The organism is Thalassoglobus neptunius (genome assembly GCF_007859735.1).
Lineage (GTDB): Bacteria > Planctomycetota > Planctomycetia > Planctomycetales > Planctomycetaceae > Thalassoglobus > Thalassoglobus neptunius.
On record NZ_SIHI01000001.1, the window covers coordinates 1,809,954 to 1,835,690 of the forward strand.

21 protein-coding genes are annotated in these 25,737 nt (G+C 53.2%); 13 read left to right on the top strand and 8 right to left on the bottom strand.

Annotated features, from left to right (window positions below; genetic code table 11):
* The first annotated feature begins 238 nt into the window (after positions 1-238).
* The gene (locus KOR42_RS07225; RefSeq protein ID WP_197440947.1) at positions 239-1,651 is read left to right on the top strand and encodes a UTP--glucose-1-phosphate uridylyltransferase; all 1,413 of its coding nucleotides are present in this window, start codon (positions 239-241) and stop codon (positions 1,649-1,651) included.
* A 146-nt stretch (positions 1,652-1,797) separates the two neighbouring features.
* A complete protein-coding gene (gene tpx / locus KOR42_RS07230) occupies positions 1,798-2,301 on the top strand; it encodes a thiol peroxidase (protein WP_146508350.1) in 504 nt (167 codons plus the stop codon).
* A 305-nt stretch (positions 2,302-2,606) separates the two neighbouring features.
* Here tpx and KOR42_RS07235 read toward each other — a convergent pair whose 3' ends face one another.
* Complete coding sequence (locus KOR42_RS07235; protein WP_146508352.1) at positions 2,607-4,613, bottom strand: M28 family peptidase; 2,007 nt, start codon at positions 4,611-4,613, stop codon at positions 2,607-2,609.
* A 19-nt stretch (positions 4,614-4,632) separates the two neighbouring features.
* Here KOR42_RS07235 and KOR42_RS07240 point away from each other — a divergent pair, with 19 nt between their 5' ends.
* Genes KOR42_RS07240 through KOR42_RS07250 form a run of 3 tightly spaced genes read left to right on the top strand, consistent with a single transcriptional unit; the run spans position 4,633 to position 6,923 of the window.
* A complete protein-coding gene (locus KOR42_RS07240) occupies positions 4,633-4,815 on the top strand; it encodes a hypothetical protein (RefSeq protein WP_146508354.1) in 183 nt (60 codons plus the stop codon).
* Positions 4,816-4,839: 24 nt separating this feature from the next.
* Positions 4,840-6,006 carry an iron-containing alcohol dehydrogenase gene (locus KOR42_RS07245; RefSeq protein WP_146508356.1) on the top strand — a complete coding sequence of 389 codons (1,167 nt, stop codon included), beginning with the start codon at positions 4,840-4,842 and terminating at the stop codon, positions 6,004-6,006.
* Positions 6,003-6,923 (top strand): 1-phosphofructokinase family hexose kinase, encoded by a 921-nt coding sequence (locus KOR42_RS07250; RefSeq protein ID WP_146508358.1) that lies wholly within the window; start codon positions 6,003-6,005, stop codon positions 6,921-6,923. The genes KOR42_RS07245 and KOR42_RS07250 overlap by 4 nt, the downstream gene beginning before the upstream one ends.
* On the opposite strand, the gene KOR42_RS07255 is transcribed toward KOR42_RS07250, so the two are convergent.
* Positions 6,896-8,335: an APC family permease gene (locus KOR42_RS07255; protein WP_197440948.1), complete on the bottom strand. Its 1,440-nt coding sequence runs from the start codon at positions 8,333-8,335 to the stop codon at positions 6,896-6,898. The two genes, KOR42_RS07250 and KOR42_RS07255, sit on opposite strands and share 28 nt — an antisense overlap.
* Positions 8,336-8,534: 199 nt before the next feature.
* Here KOR42_RS07255 and KOR42_RS07260 point away from each other — a divergent pair, with 199 nt between their 5' ends.
* Together KOR42_RS07260 and KOR42_RS07265 are read left to right on the top strand one after the other, a co-directional pair.
* Positions 8,535-9,383, top strand: a complete 849-nt coding sequence (locus tag KOR42_RS07260; protein ID WP_146508362.1) for a carbon-nitrogen hydrolase family protein — start codon at positions 8,535-8,537, stop codon at positions 9,381-9,383.
* A gap of 62 nt (positions 9,384-9,445) precedes the next feature.
* Positions 9,446-10,708, top strand: coding sequence for a PQQ-binding-like beta-propeller repeat protein (locus KOR42_RS07265; protein WP_146508364.1), 1,263 nt, complete (start codon positions 9,446-9,448; stop codon positions 10,706-10,708).
* Positions 10,709-10,796: 88 nt separating this feature from the next.
* On the opposite strand, the gene KOR42_RS07270 is transcribed toward KOR42_RS07265, so the two are convergent.
* Complete coding sequence (locus tag KOR42_RS07270; protein WP_146508366.1) at positions 10,797-12,137, bottom strand: DUF1501 domain-containing protein; 1,341 nt, start codon at positions 12,135-12,137, stop codon at positions 10,797-10,799.
* A 313-nt stretch (positions 12,138-12,450) separates the two neighbouring features.
* Here KOR42_RS07270 and KOR42_RS07275 point away from each other — a divergent pair, with 313 nt between their 5' ends.
* From KOR42_RS07275 to KOR42_RS07285, 3 genes are all read left to right on the top strand, one after another.
* The gene (locus tag KOR42_RS07275) at positions 12,451-13,881 is read left to right on the top strand and encodes a sulfatase-like hydrolase/transferase (RefSeq protein WP_146508367.1); all 1,431 of its coding nucleotides are present in this window, start codon (positions 12,451-12,453) and stop codon (positions 13,879-13,881) included.
* Between the two features lie 73 nt (positions 13,882-13,954).
* Complete coding sequence (locus tag KOR42_RS07280; RefSeq protein ID WP_146508369.1) at positions 13,955-14,506, top strand: hypothetical protein; 552 nt, start codon at positions 13,955-13,957, stop codon at positions 14,504-14,506.
* The gene (locus KOR42_RS07285; RefSeq protein WP_231740746.1) at positions 14,503-15,123 is read left to right on the top strand and encodes an O-acetyl-ADP-ribose deacetylase; all 621 of its coding nucleotides are present in this window, start codon (positions 14,503-14,505) and stop codon (positions 15,121-15,123) included. Before KOR42_RS07280 ends, KOR42_RS07285 begins: the two co-directional genes overlap by 4 nt.
* A gap of 85 nt (positions 15,124-15,208) precedes the next feature.
* Here the strand turns inward: KOR42_RS07285 and KOR42_RS07290 are convergent, their stop codons facing one another.
* Positions 15,209-15,856, bottom strand: coding sequence for a bifunctional 4-hydroxy-2-oxoglutarate aldolase/2-dehydro-3-deoxy-phosphogluconate aldolase (locus KOR42_RS07290; RefSeq protein ID WP_146508373.1), 648 nt, complete (start codon positions 15,854-15,856; stop codon positions 15,209-15,211).
* 98 nt (positions 15,857-15,954) lie between these two features.
* Positions 15,955-16,443: a hypothetical protein gene (locus tag KOR42_RS07295; RefSeq protein WP_146508375.1), complete on the bottom strand. Its 489-nt coding sequence runs from the start codon at positions 16,441-16,443 to the stop codon at positions 15,955-15,957.
* A 196-nt stretch (positions 16,444-16,639) separates the two neighbouring features.
* Between KOR42_RS07295 and KOR42_RS07300 the strand changes: the two genes are divergently transcribed.
* The 3 genes from KOR42_RS07300 (at position 16,640) to KOR42_RS07310 (ending at position 19,340) form a co-directional block, all read left to right on the top strand.
* Positions 16,640-17,050, top strand: a complete 411-nt coding sequence (locus KOR42_RS07300) for a hypothetical protein (protein WP_146508377.1) — start codon at positions 16,640-16,642, stop codon at positions 17,048-17,050.
* A gap of 306 nt (positions 17,051-17,356) precedes the next feature.
* Positions 17,357-18,049, top strand: coding sequence for a site-2 protease family protein (locus KOR42_RS07305; protein ID WP_146508378.1), 693 nt, complete (start codon positions 17,357-17,359; stop codon positions 18,047-18,049).
* A gap of 574 nt (positions 18,050-18,623) precedes the next feature.
* Positions 18,624-19,340 carry a ubiquitin-conjugating enzyme E2 gene (locus KOR42_RS07310; RefSeq protein ID WP_146508380.1) on the top strand — a complete coding sequence of 239 codons (717 nt, stop codon included), beginning with the start codon at positions 18,624-18,626 and terminating at the stop codon, positions 19,338-19,340.
* Between the two features lie 23 nt (positions 19,341-19,363).
* Here KOR42_RS07310 and KOR42_RS07315 read toward each other — a convergent pair whose 3' ends face one another.
* The 3 genes from KOR42_RS07315 to KOR42_RS07325 all read right to left on the bottom strand — a co-directional run bounded on the left by KOR42_RS07315 (position 19,364) and on the right by KOR42_RS07325 (position 25,736).
* Positions 19,364-20,794 carry a DUF1552 domain-containing protein gene (locus tag KOR42_RS07315; RefSeq protein WP_146508382.1) on the bottom strand — a complete coding sequence of 477 codons (1,431 nt, stop codon included), beginning with the start codon at positions 20,792-20,794 and terminating at the stop codon, positions 19,364-19,366.
* Positions 20,791-23,457, bottom strand: coding sequence for a DUF1592 domain-containing protein (locus tag KOR42_RS07320; protein ID WP_197440949.1), 2,667 nt, complete (start codon positions 23,455-23,457; stop codon positions 20,791-20,793). The genes KOR42_RS07315 and KOR42_RS07320 overlap by 4 nt, the downstream gene beginning before the upstream one ends.
* Positions 23,458-24,665: 1,208 nt before the next feature.
* Positions 24,666-25,736: an AraC family transcriptional regulator gene (locus tag KOR42_RS07325; RefSeq protein ID WP_231740747.1), complete on the bottom strand. Its 1,071-nt coding sequence runs from the start codon at positions 25,734-25,736 to the stop codon at positions 24,666-24,668.
* Position 25,737: the final 1 nt, after the last annotated feature.

Sequence of the window (25,737 nt, forward strand, 5' to 3'; positions counted from 1 at the left end):
CCGTTGAGAAACCAACGGTATTTGTCCAGACTGATGCGACTGAAGACAATCAGCCAGTGACTGAAAGTGATTGAAAACGTGTGAGGCAAAGAAACGTGTACTCACATGAACGTACACTGACATGAGCATTCGCAAATGCGTCTGTTCGGGGCTGTGTGTTACGCGGTCGGATTGGTCGCCTACCGATCATCGAGTAATTGGAATCCGCTCATTCGAGCCAAGACGAGAGAGTCATTCAATGGAAGCGTCTGAAACAATCGTCTCGAAGCTGAAATCCTACGATCAGGAACATCTCCTGAAATTCTGGGGTGAGCTTTCCGAACAAGAGCAGCAGCAACTAACCAAGCAAATCGAATCGATCGACTTTGATCTCATGGCTTCGTTGATTCAGCAGCGAGATGAGTCTCAAGGCGAGGCCGTTTCCGCCGGGCGAATTGAGCGGGCACAATCGCCAGCACAACTGGTACGTTTGTCGGATTCTTCCGAGTCTCATGAAGCAGCAGCGAAGGCAGAGAAACGCGGACACGAATTGCTTGAGCAAGGCAAAGTAGGAGCGATTCTTGTCGCTGGAGGGCAGGGGAGTCGGCTTGGCTTCGACGATCCGAAAGGGATGTTTCCAATCGGTCCGGTGAGCGATCGAACTCTTTTTCAGGTGATGTGCGAGCAACTCGTCGCGCGGTCACGTCGACACGGAAAGCCGATTCCGTATTTCATCATGACCAGCGAAGCGACCCATGAACCGACGGTCGAATTCTTGAAGAAAAATCAGTATTTCGGGATGGGAGAAGAGAACGTCTTCTTCTTTCAACAGTCGTCACTCCCGGCAGTTGAGCATGACTCTTCGCGTATTCATCTCGCTGAGAAAGGACGGATCGCAACGAGCCCGGATGGACACGGTGGGATGTTGCGGGCGCTGGAGAAACATGGACTCCTGCAGGTGATGCGCGACCGCGGAATTGAGCATCTTTACTATCATCAAATCGATAACCCGACTGCCATTCTGTGCGACCCGGTGATGCTGGGATTCCATGATCAGCACGAGTCCGATCTGACGACCAAGGTTGTCGAAAAGGTTTCCCCCGATGAAAAGATGGGCGTGCTTGTGACGATTGATGGACAAACGGAAATCATCGAATACAGCGACCTGACTCCCGAACAGGCACGCATGAAGGATGAGAACGGGAACGATGTCTTCTGGGCTGGGAACACCGCCATTCATGTGTTTCGACGGACCTTTATCGAACGTCTGTTGGAGGATGAGTTCTCGCTGCCGTTTCATATCGCCCACAAGAAGGTGCCGTGTATCGATTCGTCGGGAAATCCAATCGATCCGGACTCTCCGAACGCCCACAAGTTCGAGCAGTTCATCTTCGATGCGCTTCCCAAAGCTGAGGTCGCGCTAGTTGTGGAAGGAGTCCGCAGCCGGGAGTTTAATCCCGTCAAAAACGCTGAGGGGAACGACTCTCCCGAAACGTCTCGCAAGGCACTTCAGGAGATTGCACGGAGTTGGGTGGAGAAAGCAGGAGGGAAAGTTCATCCCGAAGCGACGATTGAAGTCTCGCCATTGTTCGCGCTCGATGAAGACGAACTCGCTGCCCGAATCGACTCCGGAACAGAATTCCAGGAAGACGCCGTGCTCGCTCCGAAATAATTTCGGAGGGCAACGACGATCGAGAGGTGAATTTGCGATCTGTGAATTCTGGGCTCTTAGATTTCCTGCTTGCTAGTCGCCGAAAAGGGAATCGGCAATACTCCAGCGAACGACTGTCATACATTATCATTTCGAGGGGAAGAAACATGGCGAACGTAACTCTTAAGGGAAATCCTGTCACACTCGTCGGCACAGAACTGAAAGCAGGCGATTCTGCTCCCGATTTCAAATTGCAGGACAATGGATTGCAGGAAGTGACTCTGCAAGACAGTGCTGGCAAGACCCGCATTATCGCGACTATTCCTTCTCTCGACACTGGCGTCTGTCATGCCGAGACAAAACGCTTCAACGACGAAGCTGCCTCACTCGAAAATGTCGAGATCCTCGTTGTCAGCACAGACTTGCCTTTTGGACAGAAACGCTGGTGCGGTGCTGAGAACGTCGACAAAGTGAGTTGCTTGAGCGACCATCGAACCGTCGAGTTCGGTAAGGCATACGGAGTTTTGATTGAAGGCGGAGGACTCGACCGCTGTCTTTGCCGGGCGATCTTCGTCGTCGGCCCTGACGGAAAATTGAAGCACGTCGAATACTGCTCCGAAATCGCCGAACACCCAAACTACGATGCCGCACTAGCTTCCGCCAAGAGCTAACCATTTCCATGGTTGGTGCACTCGCTTGGACGTGTTTCGTTCGATGAACGCTGTGTTTGCTCGTGCGAATCGTTGTGATTCACGAAGAAGTGACTCATGGCCATTGTCATGGTTTGTGCACTCGCTTGAATTTGTTTCTTTCGATGAACGTAGCGGGCGCACGATTTCGTGAGTCAATGTTTGAAAAACAAAGAGGCTTCAGATTCGGCTGTGTGTCGAACCTGAAGCCTCTTTCATTGGACGACATGATTTCCCCGTTGGGGGAGCAGTCGGTTGTCGTATGAGTTGTCGTAAGAACAGGGCAATTAGTTTTTGGGCGTGGCCAGCGTCACCTTCAGTGGGACCCGTTCCGTTCCTCTTAAGACGACAACGTCGACCTGATCACCCGCTTCCAGTTCTCTTAAAGCGAGATCGAAGTCATCGAGACCGCCGATTTTCTTACCCGCCATTTCGACGATCACATCTCCACCTTTTAGCCCTCCTTCATCGGCAGGGCTTCCGGGAGCAACGCCCGAGATGGCGTAACCTTTCGTCTCCTGACCAAAGTCGGGAATGCTTCCGAAGTAGGGGCGACTGCCAGTTCTTGTTAACGCTGCCGAACCAGCGATTTCGACATAGTCTGGTCGTTCCTCCAATTGGGCGGTCGCGACGACAAGGTCTTCGAGCAACGAGATTACACGGGACATTCCGTCGATATTCAATTTGTCCCAGTCATCGCTTGGGCGGTGGTAGTCGTCATGGATTCCCGTAAACAGATGTAACACGGGAATTTGTTTGCCGTAAAACGCTGCGTGGTCGCTTGGACCGAAACCTTCCGGTTTCTTCACCAGTTGGAGGGCTTGTTTTTCCGCAGCTGCGTCGATGATCGTTTCCCAGACGGACGATGTTCCTGAACCGAAAACAGTCAGCTTGTCGTCGACAAGTCGTCCGATCATGTCCATGTTGAACATCGCGACGGTTTTCTCCAGCGGAAACAATGGATTGGCGACATACTCATAGGCACCAAGGAGTCCGCGTTCTTCGCCGTTGAATGCGATGAAGACAATCCGACGCGGGAGCGGTTGCTCCCGTTTTCCAAGCCGACGAGCGAGTTCGAGAAGTCCCGCTGTTCCGGAGGCATTGTCATCGGCGCCGTTGTGGATCTCTTTTGAGTTCGGCATCAATGAGCCTTCTCCACCTCGACCGAGATGATCGAAGTGAGCCCCAATGACAATCGTCTCATCTGAATTCGGGCCTTCGCCTTCAAGGACGCCAACGACATTTCGGACGGGGACACGAATGATTTCGAGACTGGCTTCAGCGGCGATTTCGCAATCCGGAAGCAGTTGGCTTGCAGGTTTTCCGGTTTCATCGATTTGCTTTTCGAGATCGGCCAGCGACTTTCCGATGGAGTCCTTGAGGATCTCGCTGCAGACTTTCTTCGAAATATGAAACGCAGGGAGTGACTCGCCTGATCGCGTTCCTCCATAGCCGAACTCCATAAGCGGATCATCGTCGAGTTCGCTCAGAAGTTTCTCCAGTTGTCGAAGGTGCGCTTTCGCGTTCTTTGCATCCTGAGATGTTTCGTCTGTGAGTTCGTCGACTTCTTTTTTGGCTTCTGCGAGTTTTTCTTCCAGTTGTTCTCTTTCAGATTGAGCAGAGAAAGGATCGCTGACGAAGAGAACTGCGCTCGCACCGCGACTGAACGCCTGGCTGAGTTTTGTGGTCAGGGCAGCGTGACGAGAGATTCCGTGGCCGACGGCGAACGGGCCATGGGGATTCGACTGAAACGGATTTCGGCGAACGATGATGACCGTCTTGTCTTTGATATCAATGTTCTCGAAATCGTTGTACTCCAGGTCTTCCGCGACGATTCCATAGCCCGCGAAGACAATATCACCGGTGACGGTTCCTGTTCCGCCGAATGAGCAGACTTCGAAGTCTGTTCCTTGTTTCAGGTCGAGGACTTTGCCACTCGGTGTTGTAATCTCGATGGAATTATTTTCTCCGAGCCGGGCTCCGTCGTTGATATTGAACTCTTGGAACGCATCCCCGCCCGCAGTCGTGACGTCGAGTCCGGATTCTCGGAATGACTCTGCAATAAACTCCGCGGCTTTTTTCAATCCCTCAGTTCCCACGCCCCGACCTTCCGACTCGTCGGAAGCGAGTTGTTTCACATCGTTGAGGAGACGCTGGTCGGATGTTGGACTGTCGGAATCCCCCACTGCCAGAGAGGCCATCGCGAAGACAGCAACGATGAACCCGCCAGTCATGACTTGAGCAGGAATCAAATGGTGGGTGAGTCGAAACAGTGTGAACTTGGAAGTTGTCATTAGCGAACGGTATCCATCAATGTCTGGTTGGTATTTCCACTTGAGGTCTTCCGGGGCCAGTCTCAATTACGTCGATCTGGCAATTGCGTTGATCTGGTGTGTGGGAATTCTTCAAGATTCCGGTCAGTCAGGCATTCTGATTCTATGCCATGCGGGAGAATCTGAGTATGTTGCAGAACTGAAGACGACGTCAACCGATTGAAATTGAGAGCTTGTGACTTTGCCGATGGACTTCCAACTTCTTCTCCCGTCGCGGGTGCATTTCGGGAGGGGAGCCCGGAAAGAACTGGGACGTTTGACCGCGACTGTGGGACGCCGTGTTTGTCTCGTTGCTGGGGCACGTGCGATTCAGAAATCGGCATGGTGGGACAAGATGCTTGCGGATTTGAAAGGGCATGACGTCGAAGTCTTGTCGCAGATTGACATTCATCGTGAACCGAATGTGCAAGACGTCGATGAGGCCGTCAGACAGATCACGAGTTCCAAGCAGTCGCCCGATTGTGTCTTGGCGATCGGTGGAGGGGCGGCCATCGATCTCGCGAAAGCCGTCTCGGCGATGGTGACGAACGGCAACGGGCGGAGTGTTCGAGAGTTTCTTGAAGGAGTCGGAACCGGGGCACAGTTGGAAGATGCTCCTCTGCCTGTGATCGCTGTACCGACGACTTCCGGAACCGGAACGGAAGCGACAAAGAACGCGGTGATTTCCGTTGCAGATCCCGCTTGCAAGAAGAGCCTTCGGTCCGAGCAGATGGTTCCGAAGCAAGTCATCGTCGACCCCGAATTGACCGTGTCGCTTCCTCAAACGGCAACGGCGACATCGGGAATGGATGCATTGACCCAACTCATTGAGAGTTACACAAGTTGCCGCGCGAACACGTTCACGCAGTCGCTGTGTCTGGAAGGTCTGCGTGATGGATTTTCGAGTCTCGAAATTGCATTTCATGATGGTCAAAATCGAGAAGCACGAACAGCGATGAGTTATGCCGCTCTGCTGTCCGGGATGGCACTTGCAAATTCTGGATTGGGAATGGCTCACGGTGTTGCAGCTGCGCTCGGTGCAGTTAGCGGACTCTCGCACGGATTAGCGTGTGCGGTGATGCTTCCGGTGGCGATGAAAAGTAACCGCGAGGTCGCAGCCAGTCGCTTTGCTCAAATTGGCCGAACGGTTCTTCCCGAAGTTACTGGGACGGACGACGAAGTGACCGATGCGTTGATTGAGCGGGTGGATTCGATGTTGGCCGATTTGTCGATTTCGAATCGGTTGCGAGATCACGGAGTCGGCCGGGATCAACTCGCGGAAATCGCTGTCGGATCACGCGGGAACAGTCTTTCCGGGAATCCGCGTCCCATCGAAACCGAAGAGCTTCAAGAGATTTTGGAGAAGTGCTGGTGATCTTCGTAGCTGGTCTGTCACCTGCGTGGCAGCAAATCATGGAATTCGAAAAGTGCCGTTGGGGAGAAGTCAATCGCGCTCAAGCGGTGCACTGGTGTGCTTCGGGAAAGGTGCTGAATGTTGCCATTGCCGTTCATCATCTCGGTGCAGACACGACAGTCGCAACAGCAGTTGGGGGACCTTCGGGAGCGGCGATCGTTGACGAATTTGACAGCTTCGGGATTCGCAAGATCTTTCTCGATGCCGGGTCTCCGACGCGCGTCTGCACAACGCTTCTCGAAGATTCAGGAGTCACCACGGAATTGGTCGAAAACACAGATGCGATGCCAAGCGAAGTGGTTGAGGAGTTTCACGATCAGTTTCGAACCTATTCGTCAGTCGCCAATGTTTCGGTTCTGACCGGTTCGATGCCTTCGGGAGTGAGCGATGATTATTACGCGCGGCTCATTCAGCAGATTCCGACGGAAACAATTCTGGACTTTCGAGGTCCCGGCTTACTGAATTGCCTTCCCTGGGGGCCGTTTCTCGTTAAACCAAATCGTGAGGAACTCAGTCAAACATTGGAGCGGCCCCTCAACGATGAGACGGAACTGGTTGCGGCGATGCGCGAATTGAATCGGCGAGGGGCTCAAGCTGTGGTCGTCAGCGATGGATCGAAATCTCTTTACATCACCACTGAGGATCTCCAGTATCGGTTGATTCCTCCGCAAGTGGAGGTCGTCAATCCGATTGGCTGCGGAGACTGTCTTGCAGCTGGAATTGCGACCGCTCGCTGTGATGGTGCGAGTCTGATCGATGCTGTTCGTTTCGGAATGGGAGCGGCAGCAATGAACGCCGGAATGCTCCTTCCGGGGCGTCTTGATCGAGAAACCGTTTCTGAACTTGCCGATCAGGTGGAAGTTGAAGAGGTCGACTGAGACTCGTTTCGTGTGAATGAAACGACAAGGCCGATGATCAGAACGGGGAGACTTAACAACGTCAGTTCTTTGGCGTAATCAAGACTCTTCCAAAGCATGAAGACTGCCGAGGCCACAAACAGAACCGGGGGAAGTGGATAGAGCGGAACTCGGAATGGCCGTTCTCGCGACCTGTCCGTGATTCGAAGCACAATCACTGACACTCCAGAAAGTGCGAAGAAAATCCAGAAAACCGGGGCTGTCGCAGCGACGAGCATTTCGAAACCGCCATCAAAGTTGTCCCACTGAGGCTGTGGTAGGTGCAGGAAATCGATGCAGAGCGTCGTGATTCGCTGGCCCGTGTTTGTTCCGACAGCAAGGACGAGAAGCAACGTGATGCTTGTCGTCGTGACAATCGAGCGGACGGGGACACCGCGTGCGTTCCATTCGTTCCATTTCTGAAAGAGTGGATAGTCGCGGCCGACGGCAGAGAGCAAGCGGGACGACGAGAACAGCATCCCGTGAACCGCTCCGAGGGCAGACAACATCACAAGGCAACTCATGACGATTCCTCCCGGGGCTCCCAATGCCGAGACAACAACATCCGTGGCAGGGATGGCGGAGTTCCTTACTCCTTCGACGCCCAGAACTTTGACGAACGCGACATTCAATCCAAGATAAAGGACCGCAATCAATGTGAGTCCGATCAAAAGTGCTCTCGGCATGTTGCGTTGATAATCTTTCACTTCCGATGTGACCATCGCTGCATCGTTCCATCCGCCGTATGCGTAAAGCACAAAAACCAAAGCGAGTCCGATATTGGAACCCGATTCAGAAACGGAAGCTTCCGGGAAAGTCGACGGTGTCGAAAGAAACAACCCGATCACCAGGATCGATCCGAGCGAAACAACTTTCGTCAGGCTGAGTAAGTTCTGAACCATCTTCCCGATGTGAACACCTCTCAAATGAATTCCTGCGAGAAGGCACAACGCTCCACTTGCCAGAATCGCTTCGGTGCCAGCGAGTCGTCCATCCAGACCGACTGCGTAGTCAGCGAACACAAAGGCCATGGCTCCGATACTTCCCGTGAGAATGACCGTCATTTGCATCCACGCGAACAGGAAGCCCGTTCTCGCACCGAAGGCCCGCGACAAGTAAACAAACTCCCCACCCAGAAACGGATAAGTTGTCGCAAGTTCGCAATAGCAGAGAGCGCCGCAAAACGCCGACAAGGCTCCCAGCCCCCACAAGAGCATCGCCGATCCGGCATCAGGAGAAAACTTGAAGACCAGCGGAGGACTCTTGAAGATCGCTGTCCCGACAACAATTCCGACAAGCAAACCGACAACGTCCCAGACACCCAACGATTGAGAAACCTGGGTTCGGTCCGTGTTCGATTCGGAAAGCGGAGGCTCAGAGTGGAAGGAACTCAATGTGTTCACTTTCCTGTGGGGGCGAAGTTATTTCGGAAGATGCAAATGTCTCAGGGAAGAGGTTTTCTCGTTTGGAATTCCGTTGCCGAACGATGCTCGTCGAAAATGTCACCTGTGTCTGCTACAAAAACATGTCATCGCGAGTGATTGCGACCGAACTGATTGATTCCGTAGACGAGAACAACCTGAAGGATTTCCCATGAGAGTCGCTGCCGTTCAGATGGATGTCAAGATTGGGGCGCCTGAACAGAATCTCGCTTCGATGATGAACGCCTTCAGTGCTGCACGTCAAAACGGGGCAGAACTCGTCATCTTTCCAGAATGTGCTCTGACTGGTTATTGCTTTGAAAGTGCCGAAGAAGCGTTGCCGTTTGCGGAGGAATTAACAGGTCCATCTGTGTCCGCGTTTCAGTCAAAGATTCAGGAACTCGGCGGAGCAGCTGTCTTCGGAATGTTAACCCCGAGTCCGGATGGAGTGTTCAACACCGCAGTGCTCCTCAACAGCGATGGCGTGATTGGAGCTTATCGAAAGATCCACCTGCCGGGGTTGGGAATCGATCAATATGCCACTTACGGTGATGAGCCGTTTCGCGTTTACGACGTGGGCGGAATTCGTGTGGGGCTGGCAATTTGTTATGACTCGGCGTTTCCGGAATCAAGCCGGGACATGGCTTTGCAGGGAGCGGACCTGATTGCCCTGCCGACCAATTTTCCGACTGGTGCTGAGAACATGACTCGCTACACGATTAATACGCGAGCGATGGAGAACAAGATCTATTTTGCTGCGGTGAATCGTGTTGGAAAGGAACGAGGGTTTCGATTCCTCGGTGAAACGACAGTCGCTGATCCGAACGGAAATACTCTTTGCAAGGGATCGGAGACAGCTGAAGAAATCTTGTACTTCGACGTCGATCCGGCAGAGGCGAGAGAGAAGCGGATCGTGCGCGTCCCCGGCAAACATGCGATCGATCGCATGGCGGACCGGCGGCCGGAAATGTACGGATCACTCGTTGAACCACACAATCTGCCGCGACCGGGGCGAGAATAAAGTCACCGCACTCGCGACGTTGCTCACTCAAAATCTCCGAACTCAAAAACTGAACCGGTCCCATGAAATTCCATTCGCGATTCATTCGCTTTCTCAGCTTGGCGATTGTCCTTCTCACTTCACAAGGCATCGTCACCGCCGACGACTGGCCACAGCTCCTCGGACCGAATCGGAACGGAATTTCGAAAGAGACCGGTTTGATCGACGCTTTTCCTTCGTCAGGTCCGAAGGTCCTGTGGAAGAGCGATGGAGGTGTCGGCATGTCCGGCGTTGTCATCGCAGAGGGAATTGCCTGCACTCTGGTTCAAGATGATCAACAGCAATACGCGCTCGCGCTTGATCCATCGACCGGAAAGACACTTTGGAAAGCGGGGCTGGCCCCTGCCTACAAGAACTCCATGGGAAACGGTCCACGAGCGACACCGGTCATTGATCGTGGTCAAGTCTTTGCTTACACCGGTGAAGGAAAGCTTTGCTGTCTGGACGCGAAAAGCGGTCTGACGAAATGGAGTGTCGACGCAATTGCTTCCAATCAAGGCAAGCCTCCGGAATACGGAACTGCCTCGTCACCGCTGACGACTGAAGAGCTTGTCATCGTCACAGTCGGAACCCCCGAAGCAACGGTTGTTGCCTACGATCGTGAGACAGGAGCTGTTCGCTGGAAAGCTGGAAGCGGGAATCCTGCCGGGTATTCTTCAGCCGCACTTCTTCCGCTGCAAGGCACCGTTCAGGTTGTTGTCTTTCATGGACAGGGAGTCATGAGTCTCTATCCCGGGACGGGAGAAGTCTTGTGGGAGTATCCCTACGAAACGCCTTACGACTGCAATATCGCTACCCCCATTGCCGTTAGTCAGAGCGTTCTGATTTCCGCAGGAGAGAATCATGGAACGACGTTGCTTCAAGTTCCGAAAGAGAAAGGGCAAGACGTTCAGGTTGTCTGGGAGTCGCTCGGAAATCGCAGCGTTTTGCGGAACGAATGGCAAACGTCGATTCTGCACGACGGAAAACTTTACGGTTTTGACAACGTGGGGAGTGCTGGGCCAGTGACCCATCTGACCTGTGTTGATGCTCAGAACGGACATCAACTCTGGAGAAAAGCTCGATTCGGAAAAGGAAACTGCGTCGCCGCTGACGGGAAGTTGTGGTGTTCGTTGATGACCGGTGAACTCGTCATCGTTCGAGTTGATGCAGCAGGGTTTGACGAGTTAGACCGAGCTACAGTCATCGGAGAAACACGGCAAGCTCCCGCGATCAGTAACGGCAAGCTTTACTTGCGAGACAACTCCGAAGTGGTCTGCATTGATATCTCGAAAGAGCGACCTTAAGCGGCGAATGAATGACGACGAAAGTTGTCGAGATCGGAGCCATCTTCGAACGGTTTGCGATCGACGACTATCCGATCGTGATCGAACGTTATCCGACGAGCAATTCTTTGATCGGTTCAACATCCGGTTCAGCGAGCCGAATGGGTCGGCCGACTGATGACATATTCTGATTGGTGTGATCGATGCCCATCGCAGCCATGATCGTTGCGATCAATTGATTGACAGCAACCGGTTGATCGGCGACTTCCATTCCTGATTCGTTCGTCGCTCCGAAAACCTGTCCTCCCCGAATTCCTCCCCCTCCGAGAACAGTGCTCCAGGCATTCGGAAAGTGATCCCGTCCGGTCTGAGCATTGATGCCCGGCGTTCGGCCGAATTCACCCATCCAGACGATCGTTGTCGATTCGAGGAGTCCACGATCGTTGAGGTCTTGAATCAGAGTCGACCAGGCTGGGTCCAAAGTGCCGCACAAGGCGGACACGGCCGAGAAGTTTTCTGCATGTGTGTCCCAGCCAATTTGGTTCTCTCCGTTGGGGCCACCCAAAGCTACTTCGACAAATGGAACACCGCGTTCAACGAGCCTTCGAGCCAGCAGACATCCCTGACCAAACCGATTTCTTCCGTAAGCTTCCCGAAGTTCGGTCGGTTCTTCGTCCAAGTTGAACGCCGACATCGCCTTCGAGTTCATCATTTGCACAGCTTGCTGATAAGCGGTGCGGTGACTTTCGGTTGGCAGCCCCGGACGTTGAAGAGAGAACCTCGCTTCGACGAACTCCAGAAGTTCCAGCCGCGATCGAGCTTGGCTGTCGGAAACTGTGTCCCGTCTCTCCACATTCTGGACTTCAAGTGGAGCACCAAATTCCGGCATCTCATCATCAGTTCCAGCGATGCGATTCTCACCGCCAACGAGCAATTGAGCATGTTGAGGGCCGAGAAATCCGGGTCCGAATGCGCCCGGGTTGAGCACAGGATTCGAGAGGATGCTCACATAGTTCGGGATGGAAGCACGATTTAATTCGAACTCATTTCCGATGAGTGATCCCAGAGTCGGATACGAGATCGGGCCACTCGGTCGATATCCGGTTCTCAGATGATACGTCGCTCGGCCATGATCGCCTTCTTTGGTTTTCATCGAACGAATGATTGACAGATGCTCCATCTGCTGGGCAACTTTCGGCAGGTGCTCGCCGATCTGAATTCCTGGAACCGAAGTCTGAATGGCTTCAAACTCGCCACCGTTTTCGTGTTCTGGTTTCGGATCGAATGTGTCCAACTGACTTGGTCCTCCCGGCATCCAGAGGAGAATGCAAGACTTCGGATGGTCCAGTTTTCCGGCCGCCTGATCTGCGAGGAGCGGAAGCCATCCAGAGAGTGATGTGGCAGAGAAGCCCGCTGCTGCCAGCTTGAGGAAATCTCGTCGATGTTGCATCTGGTCATCCCGCAGGAAACTGAAATGCTGAGAAAGGAATCTGTCGCAGCGGCAAGTTCTCCCGACTGTGGATCACTTGCGGTGTCGAATTGCAAGGGGTTCGACAAGGCCTGTCGATCTGTTTGCAGCTTCAAGACATCCTCTCAAGGATACGTATTTCGGAGGATATCTGTGAAATAATAATCGGATTTTCGGATAGATTTCCGCCATCATTGGCGTGAATTGATTCGGAGATGTCGAGAAGAGCACACCGGATTGCTACGATGGAACGCCAATCGTTTCTCGGCAGAGTCTTTAAGGAATGGCATCAATCATGCGTTTTCTGTGCATGCTGTTATGGTTTTTGAGTCTCCCGTTGTTGACCGAACGGTTGTGCTCGGTCGAAGCTGCCGATCGATTGCCTAATGTTGTCATTCTGCTGGCAGATGATCTCGGATACGGAGAGTTGGGATGTCAGGGAAATCCGGAGATTCCGACTCCGCATATTGATTCGATCGCTCATACCGGCGTGCGGATGACGCAGGGGTACGTGACCGCTCCCAATTGCAGCCCCTCACGAGCCGGGCTGTTGACCGGAAAAATACCGACACGTTTCGGATACGAATTCAATCCGATTGGCGCGCGAAACGAAGATCCTGCGGCTGGCCTTCCCCCGGGAGAACGGACACTTGCCGAGATGTTGCAGGATGTTGGATATGCGACAGCATTGATCGGGAAATGGCATCAAGGAGGAGCGGCCATCTATCACCCGTTCCGTCATGGCTTCGACGAGTTCTTTGGATTCACCCACGAAGGGCACTTCTTCGTCCCTCCTCCGTATCACGGAGTGACAACGATGCTTCGTCGGAAAGCTCTTCCCGGCAATGAACGAGGACGATGGACCGGAGATCGTCTCATCCTCACGACGCACATGGGACACAGTGAACCCGATTACGATGCCAACAATCCAATTATTCGCGGGGGCCAACCGGTCGAAGAGGACTTGTATCTCACAGATGCTTTTACGAGGGAAGCGGTCGACTTCATCGAGAGAACGCAGGATCGACCATTCTTCTTGTACGTGGCCTACAACGCAGTTCACAGCCCGCTGCAAGGGGCCGATGCTTACATGGAGAAAATGAAGTCCATTCCCGATGTTCATCGCCGAATCTTCGCTGCCATGCTCGCAAATCTCGATGACAGCGTCGGGGCCATTCTCAATCAGATTCAAGAATGCGGGCTCGAAGAAGACACGCTAATCGTCTTCCTCAGCGACAACGGCGGACCAACCCGGGAACTCACCTCGAGCAATGCTCCGCTAAGAGGTGAGAAAGGGCATATGTACGAAGGAGGACTTCGTGTTCCGTTTATCATGAAATGGAAGGGGACTCTTCCGGAAGCGGAGACGTACGATCAACCGGTCAGCAGTCTCGACCTTTATGCCACTTCAGCAGCGATCGCCAATGCGGAGATCACTCATGAGATCGACGGTGTGAATCTCATTCCGTATCTCACGAAAGAACTCGACAGTCGCCCACATGAAGAATTCTTCTGGCGCCAAGGGAGTCGATCCGCTCTTCGGTCCGGCGATTGGAAGATCGTAAACATGACCCGAAGAGGCCCGGACAAAGACTGGGAACTTTACAACCTCAGCGAAGATCTCTCGGAGGAAACAAACCTCGCGACTTCGCAACCGGAGCGTCTTCAGGATCTGATTGAACGTTGGGAACAACTCAATTCAGAAATGCGCGAGCCACTGTTTTAGGCCACGATCGGAAATTCTCGACAACTCATCCAGTGACCGGCAGGTTCAAGCATCTAAGATTTGATGTTGGATCTTGCCGAACCCTACGGAACTGAACAACGGAATGCAGGAATTGACTCACAGCCAGCCCCCCTCTGAAACGACCAGCACCCCGCCATCAGGAAAGAATTCCGGACGATGGACTGTCGTCGCGATGTTTGGATTTGCCTTCATGATGATTGCGATGCTCTTCCTGTATTGGGAACTCTACACCAAACCGTTTCGCTCGTTGCAATACGCAATCGCGGCGGAATTTCCGGATTCAAGTCCGAAGGTGATTGGTGGTCAACACAAGAGCCACAAAGACATTTCCCCGGTGTTGCTCCGCGTGGTGGTTTACGTCCCGGATAAAGATTTCGATCCGACGACCGATGACGCCAAGAGTGAGGTGAGGGCATTGGATTTGGTTCGCCTCGCGTTCGAGAATCACGACGTCGACCAGTATGAGCAGATCGATGTCGTACTATTGCAGAAAGTTCCCGAAGGGGCTCGAAAACGCTGGTCAATCGCACGACCAGTTGATGAATGGAGAGCGGAACTTGAAGCATCTGGATGGGAGGAGTCGCCGCCCACTGACGAAACATGACTTCGGTCTGGGGTGAGCGAGTCGCAACGGAATTGGCTTTGAGAGAAGAGGAAGGGATCGCGATGAGAATTCAAGTGCGGTCAGCGACAGTTCGGTTGGTCCAGGGAGATATCACCACTCAGTCAGTCGATGCCATCGTCAATGCCGCGAACAGCCAACTCGCTGGTGGAGGCGGAGTGGATGGAGCAATTCATCGGGCTGCCGGTCCTGCCTTGATGGAAGAAACCAAACGCCGGTATCCCGAAGGCTGTCCGACCGGTCAGGCGGTCATCACCGAAAGCGGGAATCTCGACTGCCGACATGTCATCCATACTGTCGGCCCCATCTGGGACGGGGGTCTCGAAGGAGAGCCCGAGTTGTTGAAATCCGCCTATCGGAATTCTCTTCAACTGGCGGTCGATCACAATTGTCAGAGTGTCGCATTCCCCGCAATTAGCGCGGGGGTGTATGCCTATCCGATCGATCTGGCTGCCGAGCATTCCCTTGAAGAGGTCACGAACTTTCTCCGCGAGTGCGAAGACATTGGCGAGGTGCGATTTGTGCTTTTCAGCGATGGAGCATTCGGTGCGTTCGGACGAGTGCTTGAACGATTCGAAGAGATCGTCAAAGAGTGGTAGCCGACCGAACTCAACGTTCTCTCAAGGGCACGTCCACTTAAGTGCACGTATTCGGGCGACTTCAAAGAGCAAGCACGTCGATCGTCTATGAACCTCGGGCTTCTTTCATTTTGCTGGCATAGGCACTCGCCAGTTCTTGGATGCGAGCCATGTCTCCGCTCTCGAGAGCTTTCTTTTCGACCAACGCGCTTCCCAGCCCGACAGAACAAGCTCCCGCTTTCACGAAGTCAGGCAACGTGTCGAGGTTCACTCCTCCAGTCGGAAGAAGACGAACCTGTGGAAGCGGTCCATGCACAGACTTCAGATAGCTGGGGCCACCGACATCTGCGGGGAAGACTTTGACGATATCCGCGCCAGCGTCCCAGGCGGTCAGAATCTCTGTTGGTGTGAACCCGCCAGCCATGACAAGTTTTCCGTATCGCTGGCAAAGTTGAATGACGCTGGTGTTGACTGTGGGTGTCACAATGAATTCCGCTCCGGCCAGCATGGCAGCCCGGGCTGATTCCGGATCAAGAACAGTTCCAGCTCCGAGCAGGATCTTGTCGCCGAGTGATTTCCTCAGGTGAGAGATGATTTCAAGCACACCCGGAACGGTGAAGGTGACTTCGATGACATCGATTCCCCCGGCGTAGAGTGCTTCCGCAACTTCCAGAAGTTTCTCACCGGACGGGGCACGAATAATCGCAACAATCCCCAGATCGAGTACTCGTTGAAGGTCAGCTTCTTTTGACATGTCGGCGAATTCTAGAGAACGGTCTGTGCTCTCGTCAGGGGGACTTACTGGCTTCTGTGCGAAACGTGCAGCTGCAGGCTGCTACTTAGAAACGGCAACTACAGGCTGCTACTCGAAAACTGCTCGGCGAATTCAATAACGCGATGATCGACCATCTCTTTGAATGAGTCCATATCGAACTCATCCACTTTCTGGTAGTTCGTGCGATTCATGATCTCACGGTTTCGAACTGTTCCTTTCGTCAGCAGTTCGACAATCGCTGTCGGCGTGAATGGAGAGATCGTCATCTCGAGCCGACTATAGCGAGTCGCAGCGGACTGCCCCGGTTTCAGTTCAAGGTCGTCGCGAGAAAGACGGCCGCCCCATCCTTCTTCACTCACAATGCTTTGGAATTCGAATCCGGGCATCTGATCGGCCAGCTGCTTCAGACACGACTCGATGTGGTCTGCCAGTTCGAGTCGATATCCTGAATGCAGGGTTTTCAATTCACCGAGGGAAAGCTGTTCTCTGGCTTCGACTTGCGCTTGTTCCACACGCGTCTTCTCGCCTCGCTCAATTGCCCGTTTCAGTCGTTCTTGGAAGTCCATCGAGAGTGATCTCTTCTGCAGAATGTGATGTGAATTTGGATTTTACGAAGTATTGGCCACAAGGCAAAGAAGGGAAGTCGAGTCAATTGGTGGTTTTCAGCTGGAATTCGCGAAGTATTGCCTGTTCCGGGAATGCTTTGGCATCGTGTTGGATTGTTCCTGCTTGAGTCTCTTTCTCTACGAAAGAGACCTGCTTATGATCGTGAACTCATATCCTGGGATCGTCGCGAATGCCGTAATTTCACTCGGGAGAGTGTCAGGCGGTAAGCGGAGAAGGTTGCTGGACAGTTCAGAGAGTTCTATTCAAAAAGGGCAGGGACGAGTGATGGAGTTGCCGATTGAAGAATCAGGAGGTTCAGTCCCGGTTTTTGACTGCCATATTCTGATCTCTGGACCTGACGCGGACGGAAATTGCCACGGCGTCGTTTCGAATCTTCCTGAAGTCACAGCGACGGCGCGGTCCGAACGGGATCTCCTCAGAAAAATCAGTGAGCAGTTCAAGTCCCGGATTATCGAGTATCGTCAGCAGAACAAGCCAATTCCCTGGGAGCCTCAACGGAAGCCAGCGACCGGAGAACAACAGCGATGGTTCCCGGTTCACCTTTAGACCAGTGAGGTCGAGATCCTTCTCCCGGGAAATCCTGCTTCGCTTGAACATGCTTCATTCAGTGAAGGCAGTGTTGAATGAATGCAGAGCTTTTCGTGCGAAGCGAAGAAAATCCTAGTCTCAGAGTGATGTCTCGCTGATCGATCCAGCAGTTTGCAGAGTATCAATTTTACAGAATATCTATTGTGTCACTTGTCGTTTGAACATGCGTTCGAATTCACGTGACTTGCTTTTATGGACGCATCGCAGAGTAGAAGCTGATTCGTCCAATTCGAGTTCAAATGCAGGCAGGTGAAGAGGTTTGAGATGTTCGGTTCCATTGAGCCTACCGAGTACGATCTGCGGTTCGAGTTACTGGGAATTCCCGTTAGAGTCTCCCCCTGGTTCTGGGCCATGGCAGCGATTCTCGGATTCGAGGCAACGAAGACCGGTGTCAGCTATCTCATTGCGTGGATGGGAGTTGTCTTCGTCTCGATCATGGTTCACGAATTCGGCCACGCACTGGTTGCAAGAAGTTTCGGGTATCCCCCTCGAGTGCTCCTGTATCAATTCGGCGGTCTTGCCTTCTTCGAGCCGCGGAGAGATTTCACTCGCTTCAAGTCGGTGACGATTTCGCTGGCAGGACCTTTCGCGGGATTTGTTCTTTACGGAATCACTCGGGTATTCCTGGAGTTGTTTTACCCCTCGATCGTTCAGAATTTGAGTGAAGAGTCCGCTCGACTCATCGGAGTGACCATTTCGCAAATGTTGTTTGTGAATCTCTGGTGGGGGCTGCTTAACCTCTTGCCTGTGATTCCCTTGGATGGAGGCCGAGTGTCGCAGGAACTCTGCCTTTGGGCGTCACCGCGAACGGGGCTTCAAATCGCAGTGACAATCGGAGCGGTCGTGGCTGGAGTCGTCGCATTCGGGTTCTTTACGATCAAAGATTACTATCCAGCCATGCTGTTTGGCATGCTGTGTGCTAACAATGTCATGATGCTTCAGGAGCGTCGGTGGTAGCATCGGGGAGAAATTGAGCTTTGTCGACGCGCACACTCAGTTCCCGATCTGGACGTGCTCGCACAACTGTCTCATCCTGAACGACTGGACCTCAGTCATTTCCTTCATCGGGATTTTCTCCACATTGGAGCGAAGAAACGCTCGTGAGTCGAATTCTGATTGAAGAAGAGCGAGAATTCACGGCAATCGTGAATGTTGCTCTGGTTTGTGCGCACGCGAGAGTTGATTGACTGCGTTTCTGTTCTTGTTGAACTTGTGATTCTTCGATAAACAGGGACGAAACCGGAGTGATCAAATAGTTCTTGCAGAGAAATCACAGCTTGAAGTTGATGGAATTTGGCACGTGCAGAATTTTGCACGTTCACTAAAATGAGACGATGTCGGCAAAAAAATCCAACGTGACATCGTATTTCGGCGATGCGATTGTCGTTCAAACCGTAGAATACGGTAGGCATTTGCTGCCGAAGAACTGACACCTTGATAATTGCTTGCAAGATTGCGGACTCTCGGTCGCCCACACGGAGGCAGACTGGTCTGTCATTTTGCAAGTTGTTCGAAAGACAAGCACTGTTCCATGAGTACTGTTCGACATCGTAGGCTGCTCGCTGATTACGAAGCGATTCAACAGTACGTCAACCACCACTCCAATCTTCAATTGCTGGAGGTTGAAGGCGACCCTCCAGAGCTCTACCGGATTTCGTATCGACTCAACAGTTTGGCCCGCCTCGTCGGAGAAATCGTCGCTGTCGATCAACAGGTCGCTGAAATCTCGCTTCCGAGGAATTATCCGCGGGTTCCTCCCAAATGCCGCATCCTTACGCCGATCTTTCATCCCAATGTGAAAGAGGAGACCCTGCATGTCGATCTCCGTTGGCATGAGCACGGAAATCTGCTGGCTGTCGTGGCAATTGTCGGCCAACTCCTTCAATTCCAGGAACTCAGCGAGACGAATTCTGTAAACGCGGAAGCGGCCGACTGGGTGAAAACGAATCCGAAAGGGGTTCCAACGGATCGCGTGTCGTTTTCCCTCGACGATGATCGAGCCCGGGAAGCGGAGTCAGCGGAAGAGCACCGAAAAAACACAACGCGAGACTTCGCGAAGCCGCAGGCAGAAACGACACCTTCGATGAACACGCTGTCGGAGCACGACTATCCTGACGTGATCAAGTTGGAATGCCCTGCCTGCCACACGTCGTACAAAGTGCGACAGAATGCCTTGGGGAAGTTCGTTCGCTGTAAACGATGCCAGAATGTCTTTCAGCTAAGTGCGCTTCCTCATGTGGAAGACTGACCGGACGACCGATGCCGTTGCGGTCAGGCCCGAATTTTGTCGACGGCCAAACGTTCACGCTTAACCGGTCCGAGATGCTTCTGGGTTCCCATGGCGTCCAGCATCGAATTGTAAACGTCGATTCCCTCCGCTCCGACGTCCATGATTTCTCCGGTCTTGAAGCGACCATTCGCACCGGTGATCGCGTGAAAAACTCCCGACAATTCACGCTTCACATTGTTGTGGCGACCGTCACCTGACTCGGTGGAGATGGTAATCATCGAATTCTCAAGGATCGATTTTCCGTTCGCATCCATCGAGTCTTCGTCATCGAGTCTCTGCAGGAAGTAGGCGATTTCACGCATCTTCATGTGAGCGTGAGCACGGAGTTGCTCGTTCTTTTTCTTTTCATCGAATTTGTGCCACCATTCGTGGCTGCAACCGGCGGAACCCGAAGCATTCAACTGGTTGGCATCATTGAACGTGTACCGGTGCTCCCCGTCGTAGGTGTAGTCGCCGGTCATGCGCAAGCGTTCTCCCGCAGCCAGAAAAGTGATGGCTCCGAATCTCGCGCGATCGCACTGAATGGAGAGTGCATACAAATCAGCGAGTAGTCGCCACTCTTTTGTGAGGGCATCGAGGGTCATATCGATCCCTTCTCCGCCGGGATCAGCTTTTCCGCCGTGAGCGACTTCAGAGCGAGGAGGAAGCGGCGGAGCATCTTGAGAGATGGCTTCGAGTTCGTAGGCTCTTTGTTCGTACTCGCGAATTCTGTCGAGGTGATCTTTGACGCGCGTCCTCGAAGCCGCACTCAATGGAGAATTTTGGCTCGAATAGAATTTGTACTGATCGACAACGGAATCAAGAACGCTCCGCTTCAATCGCATGCGGGCGACGTCTTTGGTGTCGTCACTGATGGAGATTGTTCCGAAGACGCGTTCGAAGAGATCGCGGGGCTTCTCCTGAATCGTCGCTGCGACGGTTCCGTCTTCGTTGTAGCTGTGAACGTAACGGCTCACTCGGCTGCGTCGGAAGAACGTTCCAGCGACGAGCGACGGGACCATTCCTTTGGGAAGTCCCTGTTGATAGTGAGTTGCCCGGACAAGTTGATCAATCGAGGCTCCCCCAGCTTTGGCTTCTCCATTTGGAGGAGTTGCGGTGAACGCCCCGGAAGCTCCATCGAAATGCGCGTTGATCCCCGATTGATCACAGCGAACCTGATCGACGTTGCGCATGATCAGGAGTTTCTCGGACAACGGTTTGAGAGGTTCGAGGACTCCGTCAAACCCTTCAGATTGAAGAGGGGCCGGGATGCCGAGACCGAAGAACACGTTGAACGCTCGAATTGGGGCTTCCGTCGTCGATGCCGCATGTGCCGAAGTTGGAGCGACCATCTCTTCGAGCATGGGAAGCCCAATGACGACAGACCCCACACCCTTCAGGACAGTTCTTCTGCTGACTTTTCTACTGGTCATTGGTCGGCCTCGGTTTGAGTCAGTTGGATGAGATCACTCTTGATCAGGGCATGCACCGTCGCTTGGTATGTTCCACCTTCGGACATGGCCGTGCGATGAATGGATTGAACCGTTTTGGCATCTGCTGCAGTGAGTGGGCGCCCCAGAGAAAATTGGACAAGCTTCCACGTGAGGCTTTCTTTCACCCGTTCGCTTTCTGCGAGCATATCCATCAGCTCCGCGGAGGTGGAATATTCCACCGATTCACTTTTCCCCGGAATCAGAAATTCGCCATCTTCCCGCAACGGGTTGCCGTATTCATCGTTCTCGTGAAATGTTCCGAGCCCGTCGAACTTTTCCAGTCCGAACGCGAGAGGTTCAAAGCGTTGATGGCATCCGCCGCACGCATGATTCGAAATCCGTTCGAGGGCGATTCCTCGTTGCGTCAGTCCTTCCCGAGTGGGGATCGGAGTGGTGTCGACGCAAGGTGGCGGATCTTTGACAATTCCGCGGAGCAGGTCGTGAAGCACGAAGAGCCCGCGGGTCACCATCGAAGCACTATCTCCACCGATCGTGAGGATACTTCCTTGAGTAAGAAGCCCCCCCCGTTCCGGAACTTTTGACAAGTCGTGTTTGGAGAGTGACTCTTCTCCATCGTGCGTCATCCCGTAATGGCGAGCGAGCTTCGGAGTGAGAAATGTGACTTGTGCATTCAGCAAGTCTGCGAGAGGACGCTTCTGTTTCCAGACAATCTCTTCGAAGAATGCGAGTGTTTCCGCCTGCATGTCGTCAGCAAGTGCAGGGTTCCAGTCGGGAAATCGCTCGGAATTCGGCTGAAGGTTTTTCAGTCGCCCGAGATTGAGCCATTCGAAAACGAACTCTTGAGACCGGGAAATTGCTTTCGGATCTGAGAGCATACGGTCAATCTGTCGATCCAATTCTTGTGGATCGAACAACGCGCCCGATTCTGCCGCGTCGAAGAGTTTCTGATCGGGAGGAGATCCCCAAAGCGTATAGCTGATTCGGTTGGCGAGTTCGTATCTGTCGACTGGCAGCGCTCGTCCATTTCCTCGCTGATTTTCGATTCGGTAGAGAAATCTGGGAGACTGAAGCATCGCTTCGAGGACAAAAGACGCAGCGTCTTCAAAGTCTCCGCCGGCACTGGCAACGGTCGTCGTAATTCCGCGATAGACCGCAATTTCTTCTTTGTCGAGTGGACCTCTCAGGACCCATTTTCCCATTCGGGAAACGAAGTCCCGCATGTTGCTGTCGATCAATAGATGATTCTTCGCGAACTGATCCGCGAACGGAACCACATCCATCCGCGAGACCACTTCTTCTGCGAGTTTCGCGTACGCTTCGACATGTTTGAGATCAACGGTGAGGTTGTACGCGGTGTTTGAAAATCCGTCGGCTCGATAGTCTTTCGGGAGTAGCTGCGCAGCGACCTCAGAAATGTCGACTCCGGTCGCAACACGAACGGATGCGATGTATTCGGATTGAGTGAGTCGCCGCACCCAGTGCTGAGACTCGCCCTCGGAGTGTGCATAAATGACCGGGTCAATGACGTCCAGCGAGAAAACAGCACCTGCCTCAATCCACTCTTGCAGAAGTCGCTTTTCCTCTTTGCTGAGCGGCGGGCGATTTTCCGGCATTTCATCGTTCTTGACGCGTTCCCAAATAAGGCTTTCGTGCAGGTTCTGGGAGACGATTGCCTTTCCTGAATCTCCGCCGTTCAGAGCAGTCAACTTCTGCGAGAGATCGAGTCCCCCTTCGTTTTTCGCTGCATCGTGACACTCCAGGCAATGATGAGCGAGGAGGGGCGCGATCTTCTCCTCGAAGAAAACGGCACGCTCATCAACCTCAACGAGTGGCTCTGTTGTTGTTGACGAAGCATCCGGTCCTGCTCGAAAGTTGAGTTCCACTTCGTGAGCGGAGAGGGCTCGGCTGTAAAGTGCGATCAGATGCATGGCACCGAGCCATTGACGGCCGCCGCCATGCTCATCTCCAATGATCACGCGGTAAGATTCATCCCAGTTGGTGAACGCTCCGCCAATTTCCTTTTCAACGTTTAAGACTCCGTCAACATACAATCGGGCCTTTCCGGATCGGCTTCGCGTGTAAACGATATGCGTCAGCTTTGTGGACGCTGCCCCGGATTTCGATGTGAGAGATGGGAGTCCGTTCGAACTCGTTTGAGTCGTTCGCATCCGAACATCGTATTTGTCTCCATCCTGACCGAGTGTGAAATTGCGATTGGAGGAATCTCGCGAGAAAGAAAAGATTCTGGCGGGGCCGGACTGTTTGGTGTTGTCAGGACGAAGCCATGCTTCCAGGGTCAGCCCATTTGTTCGTCGAACCATCCTCGCAAGTTGCTTGTTGCCACCCTCGACGATCAATGCGGTCGGACGATGAAAAACGATCGATCCGTCCCGTTGCTGAACAGTTTCCGGAATACGAAATTCGGAATCGACCCCACTGACAGCCCGAGCACGATTGAAAATCGATCCATCTTCTGACGGACGAAAATCAAATAAGAGTTCGAGTCCGTGAGAAACGCGGAGTTGTTCTCCTGTTGGGGACGAAGCAGAGGACTCGTCCGCGATCCCCGCTCCATGGAGTGCGCCGAGGAAGATAATCGCACACGTCAACAGTTGCCCAGTTCTCGAGTGAATCACTCTCATTCGCGACCTCATCCCCTCACATTTTTTGAAGAATATATCATCGTGCGTTTGTGTGTTAATCGCAAGGCAGAAGCGATTCTTTGCTTGAACACAACCAATGGTGCACGAACACCGGCATCCGCTGTTTCCAATGGGGACGAGTGAATCGCAGCCGTCGAGGAATGAAGCGGTCTTAGAAAAACACCGATCAGTAGGCGGAGCCAAACCGGAGAGAAGAAAGCCCCAAAAGAGAAAAGAAAAGAGATAAGAAGTGCCCAATTCAATAAAAAAACTCCTCACCAGCAAAATGGCGAGGAGTTCGAAAAAAGTGGTCAGGGGCGGGGTCGAACCGCCGACACCAGGATTTTCAATTTCTGGCAGACATTCGATCCGGCCTCGGAGGACTCAGGCGGGGACATCGTCAAGAATGGCGAAAGATATCTCGCGTTCAACATCGAGCAGGATGGCGACTTCGAAAGTGGTCTGTTCGCAGCCACGAACTTCACGACAGACGATCTCAAAATCGACGTCGACGGCAATCCCGAAACAGATTCGCCAGTCCTAGCAAAACTTCCCGCTGGGCTGGTCTACCGGTCTCACCGGCCACTTCCAGACGGGAGCGGCTATGTCGCGTTCAACGCGGATGGAACCGATTCTCTGCGAGCGTTTCCGGATATGGACGATGATCCGCCGGATCCGGGGGATGAGGACGATCTCGATGCTTATGAAAACCTGATTCGGCGATTCAGTGTCGGAGTGGATCGCCCGCGCTGGCGCCCCAACTCACTGCGATCACTCTCACTGCGATCACTCTCACTGCGATCACTCTCACTGCGATCACTCTCACTGCGATCACTCTCACTGCGATCACTCTCACTGCGATCACTCTCACTGCGATCACTCTCACTGCGATCACTGAGCCGAGTCTCCCGCAACTGACGTTCACTCCCCACGACGTTTCATCTCTTATAAGGAGGGCATCATGGCCCATGTTTCCACATCCCGACCACTGCGTTCATTCGGTCTGCTGATGATCACGCTCGCGATCACCACGTTCTGTCTGGCTGCGAAAACAGAGAAGTCGGTGACACCAACGACAGTCCTGTTCAAAGTCTCTCCCGAGCCATCGAAAGCAACTTCCGGCACTTCAAAACAAGCACGACCTCACTCAATGGCAACCAACCAAAACTCAGACTGCTACTCAGAAGTCCGCAATGTTCAACGGGCTGCTAGGTTCTGCCTCGTTTGCGGTAAGCTCCGGGAGTTTGTCCGATCTCGCGGCGAAAGACGACGTGCATGTACTCCGGATGCTGAAACCCGCACAAATTCGCGATTTTTTCGAGTGGAAGATCGGTCTCTGTGAGGAGTTGTTGCGCTCGTTTCACCTGCACTTTGCGAATCTCTTGCTGAGGAGACCGGTTCAAATACTTCCGCATCTTCCGTTCAAGAGAGCTTCTGGACATCGGAACGATCTGCAAAACATCCTCAACTGTAATTCCACTGCATGCGTTTTCGCGAATGTACCGCAGAGCAGATGCGACAGTTTGATCTTCAATGGCCACAACGTCTGTGGACTGACGAGTGGAGATCCCCAGCGGCGGGACAAAGACTTTCGGCTCGTGGACGGGTTCGCAATTCATGAGTTTCGAAAGTGTCTCAGCTGCGCGATACCCAACGAGTTCAGCATTGGGGACCACACTTGAAAGAGGAGGGCGGCAGAGCTGACAGAGAATCTCGTCGTTGTCGACGCCGATGACAGCAACTTCTTCAGGGACAGCAACATCGTCCTGAAAACAGGTGTCGAGAATCTGTTGTCCACGCACGTCGTTGCAGGCGAAGATTCCGACCGGTTTTTCCAGCTCGTTGATCCAACGCGATAAATGTTCCTGCTCTTCTTCCCAAGGCCGGGCAGCAGTTCCAAACCATGTGGAATTGTAAACCGCAGAGTCTCCGAGTTTCTGGCGAACCGTATTTTCGAAGGCATTCTGCCGCCGCTCGGACCATGCTTCTCCGGAAAAACCGCAAAACGCAAGATGACGAAATCCACGGTCAAGTAAATGATCCGCAGCCAGCTTGCCGATCTTTGCATCGTCCGACCAGACATGACAGAACCCAAGATCTTCCCGCCGGTCAGTCAACTCAACCAATGGAATTCCCTTCGCAGCGACAGCGTCTGCGAGTCGAGCGGTCGTCGCTCTCGAAAGAATTCCGTCTCCGTTCCAGTGGTTTAACCAGAGGGGAGGATCGCTGGAGAGGTCGCGTTGTTCAAGAAAAACGGACCACTCATCATGCTTGCGCATG

Bases quoted from the DNA above. Each gene is read 5' to 3' on its own strand.
- KOR42_RS07225 (WP_197440947.1), top strand. From the start codon at position 239: ATGGAAGCGTCTGAAACAATCGTCTCGAAGCTGAAATCCTACGATCAG.
- tpx (WP_146508350.1), top strand. From the start codon at position 1,798: ATGGCGAACGTAACTCTTAAGGGAAATCCTGTCACACTCGTCGGCACA.
- KOR42_RS07235 (WP_146508352.1), bottom strand. From the start codon at position 4,613: ATGACAACTTCCAAGTTCACACTGTTTCGACTCACCCACCATTTGATT.
- KOR42_RS07240 (WP_146508354.1), top strand. From the start codon at position 4,633: ATGTCTGGTTGGTATTTCCACTTGAGGTCTTCCGGGGCCAGTCTCAAT.
- KOR42_RS07245 (WP_146508356.1), top strand. From the start codon at position 4,840: ATGGACTTCCAACTTCTTCTCCCGTCGCGGGTGCATTTCGGGAGGGGA.
- KOR42_RS07260 (WP_146508362.1), top strand. From the start codon at position 8,535: ATGAGAGTCGCTGCCGTTCAGATGGATGTCAAGATTGGGGCGCCTGAA.
- KOR42_RS07265 (WP_146508364.1), top strand. From the start codon at position 9,446: ATGAAATTCCATTCGCGATTCATTCGCTTTCTCAGCTTGGCGATTGTC.
- KOR42_RS07270 (WP_146508366.1), bottom strand. From the start codon at position 12,137: ATGCAACATCGACGAGATTTCCTCAAGCTGGCAGCAGCGGGCTTCTCT.
- KOR42_RS07275 (WP_146508367.1), top strand. From the start codon at position 12,451: ATGCGTTTTCTGTGCATGCTGTTATGGTTTTTGAGTCTCCCGTTGTTG.
- KOR42_RS07285 (WP_231740746.1), top strand. From the start codon at position 14,503: ATGACTTCGGTCTGGGGTGAGCGAGTCGCAACGGAATTGGCTTTGAGA.
- KOR42_RS07290 (WP_146508373.1), bottom strand. From the start codon at position 15,856: ATGTCAAAAGAAGCTGACCTTCAACGAGTACTCGATCTGGGGATTGTT.
- KOR42_RS07295 (WP_146508375.1), bottom strand. From the start codon at position 16,443: ATGGACTTCCAAGAACGACTGAAACGGGCAATTGAGCGAGGCGAGAAG.
- KOR42_RS07300 (WP_146508377.1), top strand. From the start codon at position 16,640: ATGATCGTGAACTCATATCCTGGGATCGTCGCGAATGCCGTAATTTCA.
- KOR42_RS07305 (WP_146508378.1), top strand. From the start codon at position 17,357: ATGTTCGGTTCCATTGAGCCTACCGAGTACGATCTGCGGTTCGAGTTA.
- KOR42_RS07310 (WP_146508380.1), top strand. From the start codon at position 18,624: ATGAGTACTGTTCGACATCGTAGGCTGCTCGCTGATTACGAAGCGATT.
- KOR42_RS07315 (WP_146508382.1), bottom strand. From the start codon at position 20,794: ATGACCAGTAGAAAAGTCAGCAGAAGAACTGTCCTGAAGGGTGTGGGG.
- KOR42_RS07320 (WP_197440949.1), bottom strand. From the start codon at position 23,457: ATGAGAGTGATTCACTCGAGAACTGGGCAACTGTTGACGTGTGCGATT.
- KOR42_RS07325 (WP_231740747.1), bottom strand. From the start codon at position 25,736: ATGCGCAAGCATGATGAGTGGTCCGTTTTTCTTGAACAACGCGACCTC.